At 59.9% G+C, this 15,855-nt stretch carries 14 protein-coding genes and 1 pseudogene; 6 read left to right on the top strand and 9 right to left on the bottom strand.

The window, feature by feature from the left end:
* Positions 1 to 57: 57 nt before the first annotated feature.
* From bfr to AC1D1Z_RS08680, 5 genes are all read right to left on the bottom strand, one after another.
* Positions 58 to 543 (bottom strand): bacterioferritin, encoded by a 486-nt coding sequence (bfr, locus tag AC1D1Z_RS08700; RefSeq protein WP_017966050.1) that lies wholly within the window; start codon positions 541 to 543, stop codon positions 58 to 60.
* Complete coding sequence (locus tag AC1D1Z_RS08695) at positions 509 to 907, bottom strand: (2Fe-2S)-binding protein (protein ID WP_477850176.1); 399 nt, start codon at positions 905 to 907, stop codon at positions 509 to 511. Before AC1D1Z_RS08695 ends, bfr begins: the two co-directional genes overlap by 35 nt.
* Positions 908 to 1,029: 122 nt before the next feature.
* Positions 1,030 to 4,494, bottom strand: a complete 3,465-nt coding sequence (locus tag AC1D1Z_RS08690; RefSeq protein ID WP_131605729.1) for an error-prone DNA polymerase — start codon at positions 4,492 to 4,494, stop codon at positions 1,030 to 1,032.
* Positions 4,491 to 5,936 carry a Y-family DNA polymerase gene (locus AC1D1Z_RS08685; protein ID WP_281040894.1) on the bottom strand — a complete coding sequence of 482 codons (1,446 nt, stop codon included), beginning with the start codon at positions 5,934 to 5,936 and terminating at the stop codon, positions 4,491 to 4,493. Before AC1D1Z_RS08685 ends, AC1D1Z_RS08690 begins: the two co-directional genes overlap by 4 nt.
* Positions 5,937 to 5,946: 10 nt before the next feature.
* On the bottom strand, positions 5,947 to 6,891 hold the full coding sequence (locus tag AC1D1Z_RS08680) for an ImuA family protein (RefSeq protein ID WP_477850174.1): 945 nt from the start codon (positions 6,889 to 6,891) through the stop codon (positions 5,947 to 5,949).
* Positions 6,892 to 7,052: 161 nt separating this feature from the next.
* On the opposite strand from AC1D1Z_RS08680, the gene AC1D1Z_RS08675 reads away from it, so the two are divergent.
* On the top strand, positions 7,053 to 7,490 hold the full coding sequence (locus tag AC1D1Z_RS08675) for a metallopeptidase family protein (protein ID WP_003589582.1): 438 nt from the start codon (positions 7,053 to 7,055) through the stop codon (positions 7,488 to 7,490).
* A 102-nt stretch (positions 7,491 to 7,592) separates the two neighbouring features.
* Here AC1D1Z_RS08675 and AC1D1Z_RS08670 read toward each other — a convergent pair whose 3' ends face one another.
* Complete coding sequence (locus AC1D1Z_RS08670; protein ID WP_018244122.1) at positions 7,593 to 7,799, bottom strand: DUF1737 domain-containing protein; 207 nt, start codon at positions 7,797 to 7,799, stop codon at positions 7,593 to 7,595.
* Positions 7,799 to 8,719, bottom strand: a complete 921-nt coding sequence (locus AC1D1Z_RS08665; protein ID WP_131605731.1) for an HpcH/HpaI aldolase/citrate lyase family protein — start codon at positions 8,717 to 8,719, stop codon at positions 7,799 to 7,801. The genes AC1D1Z_RS08670 and AC1D1Z_RS08665 overlap by 1 nt, the downstream gene beginning before the upstream one ends.
* Before the next feature lie 138 nt (positions 8,720 to 8,857).
* Between AC1D1Z_RS08665 and AC1D1Z_RS08660 the strand changes: the two genes are divergently transcribed.
* The 3 genes and pseudogenes from AC1D1Z_RS08660 (at position 8,858) to leuD (ending at position 10,371) form a co-directional block, all read left to right on the top strand.
* Positions 8,858 to 9,091 (top strand): hypothetical protein, encoded by a 234-nt coding sequence (locus AC1D1Z_RS08660; RefSeq protein WP_018244124.1) that lies wholly within the window; start codon positions 8,858 to 8,860, stop codon positions 9,089 to 9,091.
* A 112-nt stretch (positions 9,092 to 9,203) separates the two neighbouring features.
* Positions 9,204 to 9,628, top strand: a pseudogene (locus tag AC1D1Z_RS08655) (VOC family protein).
* Between the two features lie 134 nt (positions 9,629 to 9,762).
* The gene (gene leuD / locus AC1D1Z_RS08650; RefSeq protein WP_003543984.1) at positions 9,763 to 10,371 is read left to right on the top strand and encodes a 3-isopropylmalate dehydratase small subunit; all 609 of its coding nucleotides are present in this window, start codon (positions 9,763 to 9,765) and stop codon (positions 10,369 to 10,371) included.
* Positions 10,372 to 10,432: 61 nt separating this feature from the next.
* Here the strand turns inward: leuD and AC1D1Z_RS08645 are convergent, their stop codons facing one another.
* Positions 10,433 to 11,365 (bottom strand): pyridoxal-phosphate dependent enzyme, encoded by a 933-nt coding sequence (locus tag AC1D1Z_RS08645; protein ID WP_477850170.1) that lies wholly within the window; start codon positions 11,363 to 11,365, stop codon positions 10,433 to 10,435.
* A gap of 170 nt (positions 11,366 to 11,535) precedes the next feature.
* Between AC1D1Z_RS08645 and leuB the strand changes: the two genes are divergently transcribed.
* Positions 11,536 to 12,648, top strand: a complete 1,113-nt coding sequence (gene leuB, locus AC1D1Z_RS08640; protein WP_018244127.1) for a 3-isopropylmalate dehydrogenase — start codon at positions 11,536 to 11,538, stop codon at positions 12,646 to 12,648.
* Positions 12,649 to 12,911: 263 nt separating this feature from the next.
* Complete coding sequence (gene lpxE, locus AC1D1Z_RS08635; RefSeq protein WP_131605732.1) at positions 12,912 to 13,646, top strand: lipid A 1-phosphatase LpxE; 735 nt, start codon at positions 12,912 to 12,914, stop codon at positions 13,644 to 13,646.
* Positions 13,647 to 13,812: 166 nt separating this feature from the next.
* Here the strand turns inward: lpxE and AC1D1Z_RS08630 are convergent, their stop codons facing one another.
* Complete coding sequence (locus tag AC1D1Z_RS08630; protein ID WP_477850167.1) at positions 13,813 to 15,699, bottom strand: MFS transporter; 1,887 nt, start codon at positions 15,697 to 15,699, stop codon at positions 13,813 to 13,815.
* Positions 15,700 to 15,855: the final 156 nt, after the last annotated feature.

Below are 15,855 nucleotides of genomic sequence, written 5' to 3'. Positions count from 1 at the left end.
TCGGCGGCAGGAATAGGATCACCGGCCGCCATCGGCGGCCGGCATCTCGTTCGAATCTTATTCGGCTTCGTTGGCGGAATCGGCGTTGAGCTGGCCGTATTTGCTCTCGCCGATTTTCTCGAGCAGGTCGATCTGTGTTTCGAGGAAGTCGATATGACCTTCCTCGTCCGCCAGCAGCTCCTCGAAAAGTTTCATGGAAACGTAGTCGCCGGCGTCATGACAGATATCGCGCGACTTCTTGTAGGCCGTGCGGGCGTCGTACTCGCCGGCAAGATCGGCTTCTAGAACTTCCTTGACGTTCTGGCCGATGCGCAGAGGTGCGAGGGTCTGCAGATTGGGATGGCCTTCGAGGAAGATGATGCGTGCAACTAGCCGGTCGGCATGGTGCATCTCTTCGATGGATTCGGCGCGCTCCTTCTTGGCGAGCTTGGTGTAGCCCCAGTCCTCAAGAAGACGATAGTGAACCCAATATTGGTTGACCGCACCGAGTTCGAGGAACAACGCCTCGTTAAGCCGCTCGATGACCTTTTTGTCGCCTTTCAATGTCCGCTCTCCTGTTTTCCTCATGGAATTGTTTCAAGCGGGACATGAAATCAAATATTTCGGTCTCCGTCGAGTGGCGACGGGCGTGATATTCCTCGGTCGTCTGGATAATGATGTCGACGACGTTGGGGAAACAACCGCAGCAGCGGCCGCGTTTTTCCATGGCGTGGTAGACCTTCGCAGGCACGATAAGCTGCCAACAATCTTCATCGAGAAGATTGGTGATAACCTCCCGGATTTCCTTATCGGTTATATAATTGCAGCTGCAGACAAGCACGTCTTCATTCCAAACATGACACTGACTATCGTGTTTTCTGCTAAAGAAGATGGTGGCTGTCAAGAAAAAATTCGAGTCCCRCAGCATTGAACAACGGTGTGCGAATGAGGCCTCATGCATATCGTCCGGGATTATGCAGCGGTTTCAGGATGATGACGCCATAAGGCAAATGAAGACAACCTGCATGGTCCTGATCGCTGCGACGTACTTCAATGGAAGTTGCGTCCGCGCGGCATCACCTCAGCGGTTTCCCCCGCGCCGGCATGGCGGCCTGTGGCAACCATCCGTTTTTCCAGCTCCGCCCGCTCCTGCGCATTCGCAGGCTTTTTCTGCCGCTGATCGACACCCGGCCTCAGCACCTCGTCTGCCCGCTCGCAGACGCCGAAACGCCGGGCCTCACGTTGCAGGATACCGAGCGCCGGCGTCATATCCTCGATATGCTCGACGACGGTATGGATCACTCCGCTCTGGCTTTGCAGCCTGCCGCGGATTTTCACCAGCCGGGCGCCCATCACAACTGAGCGGTATTTGTCGAATATCTTGTTCCAGACGATCGCATTGGCCACCCCGGTCTCGTCCTCCAGCGTCATGAAGATCACACCTTTTGCCGAACCAGGTCGCTGGCGCACCAGCACGAGGCCCGCAATCGTCACCCTCTGCCCGTTCGCGACCTTCAACAGATCGACATTGCGCGTCACACCCGCCTTGCGCAATTCCTCACGCAGGAAGGAGACGGGATGCGCCTTCAGCGACAGTGAGAGATAACGGTAGTCCTCGATGACCTGCTCTCCCGGCAGCATTTCCGGCAGCTTCGCTACAGGCTCGATCTGGAGGTCGACATGACGGACCTGCTCGAAGAGCGGCAGCTCCTCGGCCGCGCTCCTCACATCCAGCGCCCGCACCGCCCAAAGCGCGTCGCGTCGTGACAGTTTGAGGGACTGGAACGCATCGGCATCCGCCAGTCGCTCGATGACGGATTTCTGCAGACCGGACCGCAGCCAGAGATCGCGTACCGAACCGTAGCCTTCGCCTCGATTGCTGACGAGCCGCTCCATATCGCCTGTCGAAAGGCCCTTGATCTGCCGGAAACCCAACCGCACCGCATGCCGGGTCTTGATGATATCGCGCATCTTGTCATGCCGGAAATCGATGGCATTCCAATCGAAGACAGCCTCTTCCAGACCGCAATCCCAGTTCGATTCATTGATGTCGACCGGCAGGATCTTTACCCCGTGCTCGCGTGCGTCCCGCACCAGCTGCGCCGGCGCATAAAATCCCATCGGCTGGGAATTCAGCATCGCTGCGCAGAAGATGTCGGGATAATAGGCCTTGAGCCATGAGGAAGCATAAACGAGCAGCGCGAAGGAGGCGGCATGGCTTTCCGGGAAACCGTATTCCCCGAAACCTTTGATTTGGTTGAAGCATTGCTTCGCGAACTCCGGATCATAGTCCTTTGAGACCATTCCTTCGATGAACCGCTTTTCGAAGTTACCGATCGTACCCGTTCTCTTGAATGTCGCCATCGCTCTGCGAAGCTTGTCGGCTTCCGCCGGTTTGAAGCCGGCGGCGGTAATGGCGATCTGCATGGCCTGTTCCTGGAACAAGGGCACGCCGAGGGTTCTTTCCAGAACCGTTTCCAGCTCCTTGCTCGGATATTTGATCGGAATGTTTTTGGCCCGCTGCTCCCGGCGCTTCAGATAGGGATGCACCATATCGCCCTGGATCGGTCCTGGCCGCACGATCGCCACCTCGATGACGAGATCGTAGAACACCTTCGGCTTCAGACGCGGCAGCATGCTCATCTGCGCCCGGCTTTCGATCTGGAAGACACCGAGCGTATCGGCCCGGCCCATCATCTCGTAAACCGGCTCGCCTTCGTTCCCATGTTCCTTGTTGCCGAGGTCTGCGAGCGTCTTCTTCACGTCGTAATGCAATTCAAGCAGCGAAAAGGCCTTCCGCAGGCAGGTCAGCATGCCGAGCGCCAGCACATCCACCTTGAGGATCTTGACGTTATCGAGATCGTCCTTGTCCCACTCGATCATGTAGCGATCCGGCATCGCCGTCTTCATGATCGGCACCACCTCGTCGAGCCTATCGCGCGTGATGACGAAGCCACCGACATGCTGGGTGAGGTGGCGCGGGAAGCCGAGAAGTTCGGACGCATACTGAAGAACGTTTCGGGTCACCGGATCCTTGACGTCGAGACCCGCCGCCTTCGCGTCCCGCTCCGAGAGATTATCCTCCGACCAGCCCCAGACGAGGCTGCTGATCGCCGACTGGACATCCTCCGAAAGCCCAAAGGCCTTGGAGACCTCACGGCCAGCCGAGCGCGTACGGTAGGTCGTCACCCCCGCCGTCAGCCCAGCATGTTCTATGCCGTATCTTTTATAGATGAACTGGATGACCTCTTCGCGCCGGTCATGCTCGAAATCGACATCGATATCCGGCGGTTCGTCGCGATCCATCGAAATGAAGCGGTCGAAGAGCAGTGTGCTTTTTTGAGGATCGACTTCCGTTATTTCAAGGCAATAACAGATGACCGAATTTGCCGCCGATCCGCGCCCCTGGCACAAGACCTTAAGTTCATAGCGGGCGTGCTGGATGATCCTGTGAACCGTCAGGAAATAAGAGGCATATTTCTTTTTTTTAATGAGATCGAGTTCATACTCGATCTGTGGCGCCACCTTGGGCGGGATACCCTTGGGATAGCGTCTTGCCGCTCCCGCTCTCGTCAGCCTTTCGAGAGTCTCCTGCGGCGTTTCACCAGGATCGTTTTCCGGCGGATAATTGTGCTCCAGTTCCTTCAGCGAAAAGGTCAATTTGCCGAAAAGGGCCTGCGTATTGTCGATCGCACCAGGATAGTCCCGGAATATCCGGGCCATTTCACGTGAATCCTTGAGGTAACGCTCGGCATTCGGCGCCAGAAGGAATCCGGCTTGCGATATCTGTACATGCTCCCGAATCGCGATCACGATATCCGAAAGCGGCCGGCGTTCAGGATGATGGTAAAGCGGCTGGTTTGTTGCAACCAGCCGCACACGGTTTCGAGCGGCAAGCATGGCATGCACCGCAAAGACCTGCCTGTCTCGGCCATCATAGGCTGGCGCCAGCGCCATATAAAAAGCCTTGCGGAAGCGCCTGCGAAACCGTTCCAGATAATCTTCCAGCGTCGGCTGACCCGCCTGACGATCGACAAGGGTGCGATCGGGAACGAGAGCAAGCATCATCTCATCCCCCCATTCCATGAGTTCCGCTTCCGTCAGAATGCAGCATCCCTTGACCGCTTCTTCTTTCAGGTTGCCGGCGCTCAGAAGACGGCAAAGGTTCGCCCAGCCCCGCCGGTTACGGGGATAGGCGAGAATATCAGGCGTTCCGTCGGAAAAAACGAGACGAGCGCCCGGCTGAATCCGGATGGGATCGAGGATCTCCTCCTCTTTTCCTTCCTTCTTCGCTTGGGCTATAATTTCATCCCTGTTCTTATATCTCTCCTCAAGCTGCTCCGCCTGCGCATGCGCCCTGACCACACCGGCAACCGAATTCCGGTCCGCAATGCCGAGACCGCCGAGCCGTAGACGAGCAGCCTGCACGACCATCTCCTCGGGGCCAGAGGCGCCTTCAAGAAACGAGAAGTTCGTCCTTGTGCCAATCTCGAAGAATGCGCGCGCGATTGTCATGCGAACACGCCATGCATGAACCAGCGAGGATCAAGCGCCTGACCATAAAAGCCCCGCCGATAGATCCAGAAGCGATGTCCGGTCTCATCCTCGATGCGAAAATAGTCACGCGCCTCGGCGTCATCCCCATCGATCCACCACTCCATCGCAATCCGTTCCGGCCCTTCGCTTCTTGCCACCTGATGCTGCATGCGCCGCCAGCGAAAGATCTGCGGCGGACCATCGGGCACTTCGGCAAGTATGGTCTCGACGGGCTCCGGCGTTGCAAAGAGCCGCAGCGGGCGCTCTTCGCGGAAAGGAAGCTGGATGTCCTGCGCTGCCTTCCGCCTGGGAAGGCTCTCCATCACAGGAACCGTGATGACGGCGCGTTCCGGAACATGGCTCTCGCGGAGCTGGAAGCTTTGCAGGCAATCCGCACCAAGTCGGGCCGAGACCCGGTCGACGAAGGCCGAAAGCGAGATCTCTCCCTGCCGGTCGCCCTCGAAATCACCCTGCGCCTCGTTGAAGGGATCGTGCCGCAACACATTCAACCGCAGGATCTCGAAACCATAGCCGGCATCGAGATCGTCATAGACCGCCTGCAATCGCTCGGAAAAAAGCCCGGCAATGAATTTTGGTTCGCGAAGCGGCTGCGAAGCACCGACGGAGATGCGAAAGACCCTGCCGTCGACGCGGAACAGGACCAGTTCGAACACCCGTCCGCCAGCCCCCCGCGCCTCCAGCGACGGCTGCAGCGATAAGGCGACCTGCCTGGTGACGGCAAGGATCTGCTCTTCCGTCCCGATGGGCTCGATCAGACGGCTTTCGGCCGAGAGGCTGGCAACAGGACGCCGGGGCGAGACCGGCTCCTCTTCACGTCCCAGCGCCTGGTCGAGACGCAGAAGCAGTTCCGGGCCGAACCGGCGGGTCAGCGGCGCGCGCGGTGCATCGATGACGTCGCCGATATATTTCAGACCGAGCTTGTTCAGGGCAGCGACGGTTTGTCCCTCCAGCCGCAGGGCTGCGACCGGCAAGGACATCAGCACATGTTCCGTCTCTTCGTCCTCGATCACGCCGCCCTGCCCGAAGCGGGACGCGGCCCAGGAAAGGCCGGGCGACGATGAGACTGCGCCTCGCGCATCGAACCCCATATGGAAAAGCCGCGACAGCACATCCCGAAGAAGCGCCTTTTCACCGCCGAAGAGATGGGCGCAGCCGCTAATGTCGAGAAACAGGCCGTCCTTGCCGTCGAACGCCACCAGCGGCGTATAACGGTCGCACCAGTCGGCAATTGCCTCCAGCAACCGGCGGTCGGCCGCCGGATCTTCTTCCGCGACCTCGAGCATGGGGTACATGGCGCGCGCTTCGGCAACGCCCAGCTCCTTCCTCAACCCCAGCCTCTCGGCCAACTCGTCCAGTGCCGTCAGCCGCATGGCATTGTTGAGCTTGCCGGAACAGACGATAGGCGGCGTCTCAGGACGCCCTTTCGAACGCCAGGAGAGCCCCCATCGCTTGCGGGCGATGCGGTCCGTTGGCAGATGCGGGAAGCTGAGCGCCAGAATGCGCTGACTGTTCGCCTGGAGGACGAACGAGGTTTGGTTCGGCGATAGGGAGAAATTCGCGTTCATGGGGGTTCCACTCCAGAAGAAAGGAGAGCGGGGCCGGATTGCGGCTCTTCTCCAGCGTGAGACGGAAAATGGGATTGCCGATGCTGCCGGAAAGTTTCGATCCATCCGGCAACGGCCGCAGACCGGACGGGACTGGTTCGACATGCAGACGGAAGGCCGCACTGCTTGCCTCCTCCGCCCCGGCCTGGCGGACAAGAAAAAGCGGACGGCGGGCAGCATGCGCCCTGAGACTGAGCCTGCGGCTTTCGGTCAGGCCGAAATGGGCGGGATTGCCTCGCACTTCGAAAATGACGGCCGAGAAGGCAGCGCTTTCCACCGCCACCTCCGCCAGCCAGAGCGCCTCGTCCAGCTTGCGCGGCGCCGCATGGAGAAACCGCTCCGGGCTCAGCCCGAAATCCCGAAGCCCGGGGGCATAGGGACGACCGGCCTCCAGCGTGCCGACGGCATCGCCGATCCAGAGCAACGGCAGAAGCCTGCCGGCATCCGCTTCCCGTTTTTGCAGTCGCGCGGCAACAGCCATCGCCAGCCCGCTTGCAGCACCTGCATCGCGAGACAGAGCCGAGCGGAATTCGGTGATCGCATCGAGCGGCAAGCCGCCTTCCAGCGCCCCGTCGAGAAACTCCACCCCAAACGGCAGGGGCGGCAGAATGCGCTCCTGGCGGGTCTTGCGTCCTTCCRCCAGGGCTTCCTGCTCCGCTGCGGCAAGCGCCGGCGCGGGCCTTCCCTCCAGTCGGGCAATGGTTTCGCGGAGCGCAAAAAGCCGCTCGCGCGCCAGGGCGTGCTGCGCCATGGCGTTCTCCGATCCGTCTTGTTCCTGTTATGTTCTTATAGATTCCAGAGAGCTAATGAAGAGTCAACGGGCATTTTCTATGAATTTATTCCTGCCTTTGATTCCGCACTCGAAAATCGGCGCTAAAGGTTCTATATGGGCCCGCAAAGGAAGGAATATTCATGGCCCGCATAGACCAGAGCGATGATTGGCGGGACCGCCATGCGCCGACGATCAGCACCTTCGAGTCGCTGGCCATGGAGGCCTATAGCCATCTGCCGGATGAATTCCGCCAGCTGACGACCAACCTCACGATCGAGATCGAAGATTTCCCCGATGACGACGTTTTCGAGGACATGGCGCTGGAAACCCCTTTCGATCTGCTCGGCCTTTTCGAGGGCAGGGGCATTTCCGAACGTTTCACGCTGGAAACCGGCGAGATGCCGAACCGCATCCGCCTCTACCGCCGCCCCATTCTCGATTACTGGGCTGAGAACGACGAGACGCTCGGCGATATCATCACCCACGTCCTGATCCACGAGATCGGCCACCATTTCGGGCTGAGCGACGATGACATGGAGCGGATCGAGGCAAGCGCCGAGGAAGCCGCCGAGCGCTAGAGCGCCGCGCGTCCAAAGGACGCGCTAAGGACGCTCCATCACTTTCAATCACGCATAATCCTCCGAAAATCGATTACGATTTTCGGGGTTATGCGCTGAGCCTCACTGCTCGGAGAGCTTCATCTCAGGATGGTAATCCTTGCCTTCGACATGCTTGACGACGGCCTGACCACACTGCATCGCGCCGGTTGCGGCATTGAAGGCATAGGTCGGCGAGCCCTCCAGCGACCAGCCCTTGTTGAGGGCGGCAGTGACCTTGTGGCAGAAGGAAGCATCGTCGGGACCGGTCAGGAAGCGGTAGAGTTTCATCACATCGTCTTTCGTGCTGCAGCCTGGCGGGCTGCGATCAGGCGGGCTTTATGGACCAGACTTTCCGCCTGGACAAGATGCAACCGCTCGACCATCCGCCCGCCTGCGTTGATGACGTTCAGCCCGTCGGAGGCGGGATCGGCAAAGGCCGCGATGATCGCCTCCGCTTCTGCAATCGCTGCCGGATCCGGGCCGAAATGATGGTTGGCGGGCTCGATCTGCGCCGGATGGATCAGCATCTTGCCGGCAAAGCCCATCGCCCGGCCCTGCAGACATTCGGCATCAAAACCCTGTTCGTCCCTGAAATCGTTGAAGACGCTGTCGATCGCATCGAGCCCGTAGGCGCTGACCGCAAGGACGACCTGCATCAGCCACGGCACGAGATAGTTCCGCCCCGGCTGTGGCAGCACGCCGGTTTCCTTGCGCAGGTCGTTGAGCCCGACGACGAGGCAATCGAGCCGCGAGCCCGGCGTGCGCCCGGCTTCGGCGATAACAGCCGCATTCAGGATGCCGCGCGGCGTCTCGATCATCGCCCAGATACGCAGATCTTCCGGTGCATCCGCCTCGGAGAGAAGGTCGCCGACCGCCATTATATCCTGCGGTTCGTCGACCTTCGGCAGCAGCACGGCGTCGGGATTGAGCGCGATTACCAGTTCCATGTCCGCCAGGCCGAAATTGGTCGACAGGTCATTGATGCGAATGATCCGTTCCTTGCCTTGGAGCGGCCGAGCCGAAAAGAAATTCCTCAGATTTTCCCGCGCTTCCGCCTTCCTTTCCGGCGCCACGGAATCCTCGAGATCGAAGATCACCGCATCGCAATCGACCGCATGGGTTTTTTCGAGGGCGCGGGGATTGATGGCAGGCACGCTCAGCACCGAACGGCGCAGGCGGGCGGAGCGGGTCGCGGGGTTTCGGCTCATGGCGAATTAGTGCCAAGCTTTGAAAGCCGAAGCAAGCAGCCCACTCCAGAACATCGAGCAGAACAACAAAAAGCCACGCTTGCCTTGCAGAGAGGAAAGAGAAGGACCACATTCCTTTCCGAAGAAAGGTCTCTAACCATGCAGAACATTCGCTCCATCTTCCTCATGCTTGCCGGCGCCACCGTTTTCGTGGCCATGCTGCTTCTCACCTTTTCGGTGACGCTCGCCGTCGGCGGCATCCTGACCGTGCTCATGGTCGGACGCGCGCTTTCGATGAAGATGAAGCCCGCTCCGGTCCGCGCCAAGGCGAACAATGGTAAGCCGGAGATGCGCGTGTGGAACGACGGCCGCGGTACGATCATCGATCTCTGATCACCGGATTTTCCAAAAATTTTGACCGACACTGTCGGCTCCAGATTCCATCATGCGTCCTTGAAACAGCCAGGCATTCTGCCGGCTCGTGAAAAACGTATGGAGGACGAGCATGGATACGACGACAGAGAGAGCAACCCGACGAAGATGCCACCGGTCAAGAATGGCCTGCTGCCCTATCTGACGGTCGACGGCGCGGTGAAAGCTGCGGAATTCTACAAGAAGGCTTTCGGCGCCGAAGAGGCATATCTCGTGCCGGTCGACGAGAGCGGCCGAACGATGCATGTGCATCTCTACATCAACGGCAGCTCCCTCATGCTGTCGGATGCCTATCCCGAATACGGCCATCCTTTCAAAGGCCATGAAGGCTTCGCCATCCAGCTGGTTATCGACGATATCGATTTCTGGTGGGATCGCGCGGTTGCTGCCGGCGCCGAAGTCGTCATGCCGGTCGAACTGATGTTCTGGGGCGACCGCTACGGCCAGCTTCGCGATCCGTTCGGCGTCCTCTGGGGCCTGAACGCACCGTCCAAATAAGGGGACAGGCGCAATCGGCGGATCGCGCGAAACGTCGCGTGGCCGCCGTCTGTGAAAGATTCTCCTTCATTTCGGCGAAAAACTGGACTAGATGCAAATTCAGAAAGTAGATTTGCTGAAATGGAGCATGGATCATGGATAAATTCGTGAAGCTCACGGGCGTTGCAGCACCGCTGCCGGTCGTCAACGTCGACACCGACATGATCATTCCGAAGGATTATCTGAAGACGATCAAGCGCACCGGCCTCGGCACCGGCCTCTTCGCGGAAGCCCGCTACAATGAGGACGGCTCAGAAAACCCGGATTTCGTGCTGAACAAGCCGGCCTATCGCGATGCCAAGATCCTCGTTGCCGGCGACAATTTCGGCTGCGGCTCCTCGCGCGAGCACGCCCCCTGGGCGCTTCTGGATTTCGGCATCCGCTGCGTCATCTCGACCAGCTTCGCCGATATTTTCTACAACAACTGCTTCAAGAACGGCATCCTGCCGATCAAGGTCAGCCAGGAAGATCTCGACAAGCTGATGGACGACGCCTCGCGCGGCTCCAACGCCATCCTGACCGTCGATCTTGAGAATCTCGAGATCACCGGCCCCGATGGTGGCTTGATCAAGTTCGATCTCGACGAATTCAAGCGCCACTGCCTGCTGAACGGTCTCGACGATATCGGCCTGACCCTGGAAAAGGGCAAGGCGATCGACAGCTTCGAAAAGAAGAACGCCGCTTCGCACCCCTGGGCAGCCTGAGCCTCTCCAATCGGTTACCGATCAAGCCGGGTTTTTGCCCGGCTTTTTCTTATGCGGCACATCAGAGAAATTTCTCTTTCCAGGCCTCAAGCTTTTCGAGCGACACGCCGATGCCGCCGCAGACTTCGATAAGCGGATTGTCGAAGCGCTGAAGCAGCCCGGCATGCACATCGGCAACGGCAAGGGCCGCACCGCAAGCCGGCTCGACCAGAATGCGCTGCGCATCGGCAAATTTCAGGCAGGCGGCAACGGCATCGGCGTCGCTGACGACAACACTTTCGATCGGATGCTGCTTCGGCAGGTCGAAGACATGCTGCGCCACCTGCCGCGCCCCGAGCGAATTGGCAATCGAGGTAATGGCGGGAAGGGTGATACGCTCACTCGCCTTGAGGCTGGCATTCAGCGAGGCCGCCCCTTCAGTTTCGACGGCGATAACAGGCACATCGGAAAGCCCGTTTCGCTTCAATCCCTCGACAATGCCGGCAAGCAGCCCGCCGCCGCCGACGCTGGTGACGACGCAATCGAATTTTGCACCTTTCGCCACCACCTCGTCGATCAGCGTGGCATGGCCATCCCACAGAAGCGGATGGTCGAAGGGGTGAACATAAGTCGCCTTTCGGCTCCGGGCGAGGTCGACTGCATGGGCATTGGCCTCATCGAAAACCGAACCGTGAACGAGGACATTCGCGCCCGTCGCGGCAATCGTCTGCCGCACATCGGCCGCCGTCGTCTCCGGCACGACGATCGTGACCGGCACACCAAGCGCCCGGCCGGCATAAGCCGCGGCAATGCCGGCATTGCCGCCGGAAGCACAGAAGATCTCGCGCGCCCCATTTTCCACCTCGTGCTGGCAAMGCCGTCCGACGCCGCGCAGCTTGAAGCTGCCGGAAGGCTGCAGCGCATCGAGCTTCAGCCAGAGCGGTTTGCCGCTGACGCTGTAGCCAGGTGCCGTCTGGACCAAGGGCGTGTCGAGATGGAGAGGCGCGAAAGGCATGGGAACCATCCAGGGAAATAAAGGTCGGGGCTGCCGTTCTAATCTGTTTGCGGGCGCAGGAGCAACCATCGCTGCTCAGAGCGAAGCGTACCGATTCACCGCTTCCGTCGCTTGAAATGCCCATTTCCGGGGTCTAAGAAGCCGCAACTAGTTTTTCCCAGGAGGGTTTCATGACAGCGCGCAATCTTTTCCTGTTGCCGGGTGACGGCATCGGTCCCGAGGCCATGGGCGAGGTCCGCAAGATCATCGCCTATATGAACGAGGCGATGAATGCCGGTTTCGTCACCGACGAAGGCCTTGTCGGCGGTTGCGCCTATGATGCACATGGCGCTGCGATCTCGGAAGCCGACATGCAGAAGGCACTTGCCGCCGATGCCGTTCTCTTTGGCGCCGTCGGCGGCCCGAAATGGGATAGCGTGCCTTACGAAGTGCGCCCGGAAGCCGGTCTGCTGCGCCTGCGCAAGGATCTGCAGCTCTTTGCGAACCTGCGTCCTGCCATCTGCTACCCGGCCCTTTCTGCGGCCTCGTCGCTGAAGCCGGAGCTGGTCGAAGGCCTCGACATCCTCATCATCCGCGAGCTGACGGGCGGCGTCTATTTCGGCGAACCGAAGGAGATCATCGACCTCGGCAATGGCCAGAAACGCGGCATCGACACGCAGGTCTACGATACCTACGAGATCGAGCGCATCGCCGGTGTCGCCTTCGAAATGGCCCGCACGCGGCAGAATCGCGTCTGCTCCATGGAAAAGCGCAACGTCATGAAGTCGGGCGTGCTTTGGAACCAGGTGGTGACCGAGACGCACAAGGCGAAATATTCCGACGTCCAGCTCGAACACATGCTGGCCGATGCCGGCGGCATGCAGCTGGTGCGCCAGCCCAAGCAGTTCGACGTGATTGTCACCGACAACCTCTTCGGCGACATGCTTTCCGACGTCGCCGCCATGCTGACCGGCTCGCTCGGCATGCTGCCGTCGGCCTCGCTCGGCGCGCCTGACGGCAAGACCGGCAAGCGCAAGGCGCTCTACGAACCGGTACACGGCTCGGCCCCCGATATCGCCGGCAAGGGCATCGCCAATCCGATCGCCATGATCGCCTCCTTTGCCATGTGCCTGCGTTACTCCTTCAATCTGGTGAAGGAAGCCGACGATCTGGAAAAGGCGATCGCCAACGTGCTCGACAAGGGCATCCGCACCGGTGATATCATGGCCGATGGCGCAAGGCAGGTCGGCACCGTCGAGATGGGCGATGCGATCCTCGCCGAGTTCAAGACGCTTTCCGCCTGATATTTCACGTGAAACAGTTCTGGCCTTTCGCAGGAACCTTGCGGAGGGCTTTTTTCTCAAGGCCGCGAGCCGCATCGGCTTGGTCGAATTATCCCAAACCGACTATCCTCGGCCACAATCTCGTGTATTTTTGCGCCGGATTTTAACGAGCGCATAACCTCGACATTGGAAACGATCTTCCAATGGATTATGCGCCAATTCAAAATAATAGAGCGTCCTTAGCGCGTCGTGGCACTTTAGGGCAAATTCGAACGGACGACGGAATGCGGGCATTTTGGGCTTCCCTGAACAGGCGCTGGCGCCGGAGTAGCGCCGGCATGCCGCCTTTGCGTTGGCAGGCCTGCCTCTTCATCACGCTCAATGCGGTGATCCTCTCCATGCTGCTCTTCGACGCGCCGATCGGCGCCAGCGAAGCTCCCGCGCCGGTGAAGCACCTCGGCGAGATGCTGACCGGTTTCGGCGATTCCGCTTGGCTGATCTACACCAGCATCTTGCTGTTCTTTCAGGGCCGGGCAGGCTACAAGCTTGTGAAGACGGCGCGCTCCAAGGCGCAAGCGCTTTATGTCAGCTGGATCGGCGCTTATCTCTTCATCACGGTTGTCTTCTCTGGGCTTCTCGCCAATCTGCTGAAGCGGGCGATAGGCAGGGCGCGTCCCGATCATTTTCATGACTACGGCATGTTTTCCTTCACGCCCTTTTCGGGCCATTCCGCTTTCGAAAGTTTCCCGTCCGGCCATTCCACCACGGTCGGCGCCTTCTTCGCCGCCTTTGCCCTGCTGTTTCCGCGCTATCGCGTTGCCTTCATCGCTTGCGCCATCTGGCTCGGCATGACGCGTGTCATGGTCGGCGCCCATTATCCGAGCGACGTGATCGCCGGCCTTGCCTTCGGCGCCTGGTTCTCACTGCTGACGGCGATCGTCTTTGCCCGCTGCGGCTTGCTCTTCAAGCTGGCACCGGACGGCTGGCCGCTCTCGAAGCGCCTGTTTCGCACTGCATAATTCCTTAGATCGGAATCGATTTAAGGATAAAATTATGCAGCAATTCAAAATGTTACAGCGTCCTTTGCGCGTCCGAAAAGACGTGCGGCGCTGTAATATGGAAAAGCCCGGCGCCTTGTGAGCGCCGGGCCTTTTTCTCAAGCGCGGATTGGCCTCAATCCGCCGCTCAATCCATGGCGTGGATATCCCTGTTCTTCGTTTCCGGCAGGAAGATCAGGCCGATCACCAGTGTGATCGACGCAAAGATGATCGGGTACCAGAGACCGTAATATATATCACCCGCGGCAGCGCTCATCGCGAAGGCTGTCGCCGGCAGCAGGCCGCCGAACCAGCCGTTGCCGATGTGATAGGGCAGCGACATGCCGGTATAGCGGATGCGGGTCGGGAAAAGCTCGACCAGCAGAGCGGCGATCGGGCCGTAGACCATCGTCACATAGAGGACGAGGACGAACAGCACGGCGATCGTGCCGATCCAGTTGACCCGGGCCGGATCGGCAACCATGGCGAAAGTGCCGCCATTGGCGATGTTGTAGACCGCCATGTCGGTGACGCCATTGGCCTCATCCGCCGTCAGCAGCTTGGTCTCGACCAGCTTGGCCGCTGGTACGGTTTCCTTCTCGCCGGCGCGCACGGCATCGGCATTGAGCGACAGTTCCGGATTGGCTGCGATGAAGGCATCGAGCTTGGCATCCGGCACCTTGACGGCGCCGCGGTTCAGCGGGTAGCCGGCATCATGGAGCGCGATGTTGACGCCCTTTTCGAAGGCGGCGGTCATGCCCTTGGCCTTGTCGCCGGCAGCGACGACGTCAAAGCTTGGGATCGTCGCGTTGCCGACCTTCACCGTTGCCGGCTGTCCGGCGGTACCGGGCACGACGTCGTAAGGGACCGAATTCCTCGTCAGGAACGCCGTTGCCACGTCGCAGGAACTGGTGAACTTCGCGGTACCGGTCGGATTGAACTGGAACCTGCAATCGGCCGGATCAGCCGTCACCGTTGCCCGGATCGAAGCCTGCGCTTCGGCCAGCGCCGGGTTCGCCGTCCAGGTCATCGCCTTGAACAGCGGATTATAGGTCACCGCCGCAATGAGAAGGCCTGCCATGATGATCGGCTTGCGGCCGATCTTGTCGGAGAGACCGCCGAAGATGACGAAGAACGGCGTGCCGAGGAGAAGTGCGATGGCGACCATGACGTTGGCCGAGAACAAGTCCACCTTCAGCACGTTCTGCAGGAAGAACAGCGCATAGAACTGGCCGCCGTACCAGACGACTGCCTGGCCCATGGTAGCGCCGAGAAGCGCGATGATCGCGATCTTGGCATTTTTCCATGTCCCGAAGGCCTCGGTAAGCGGCGCCTTGGAGCCTTTGCCTTCCGCCTTCATGCGCTGGAACGCCGGCGATTCGTTCATCTTCAGGCGGATCCAGACGGAAATGCCGAGCAGGACGACCGAGACCAGGAACGGAATGCGCCAGCCCCAGGCGGCGAACTGGGCCGCACCCATCAGATATTGAACAAAGACGATGACGATGAGCGACAGGAACAGGCCGAGCGTCGCCGTCGTCTGGATCCATGAGGTGAAATAGCCGCGGCGCCCGTTCGGCGCATGTTCGGCGACGTAAGTTGCCGCACCGCCATATTCACCGCCCAGCGCCAGACCCTGGAGCAGGCGCAGCCCGATCAGGATGATCGGGGCTGCGATGCCGATGGTGGCGGCACCCGGCAGGACGCCGACGAGGAAGGTCGACAGACCCATGATCATGATCGTCATCAGGAAGGTGTATTTACGGCCGACGAGATCGCCGAGACGGCCGAACACCAGCGCGCCGAAGGGGCGCACCAGAAAGCCGGCGGCAAAGGCGAGCAGCGTGAAGATGTTGCGCGTTGYCTCGGGATATTGGGTGAAATAGGTCGCGCCGATATAGGTGGCGAGCGAGCCATAGAGATAGAAATCGTACCATTCGAAAACGGTGCCGAGCGAAGAGGCGAAGATGACCTTCTTCTCCTCGCCGGTCATCGGACCGGCCTTCGCGCCGTCGATGCTTGCGACATTTGCCATTGTCTGTCCTCCACAGAGTGATGATCACGCGCGCGACCTACTCTCCTCAAAGCATACCCCTGGCCGCGACACGCCTGACGAGAGTGTGCCAGAAACGACAGATCAAAAAGAGAGATGCTTTGGGATTATGACTTTAGTCTAAGATTGGCGCGGTTC

The sequence above is a fragment of the Rhizobium sp. P1_E1 genome (genome assembly GCF_056406015.1).
This window is presented reverse-complemented; position numbering and strand designations above follow the sequence as displayed.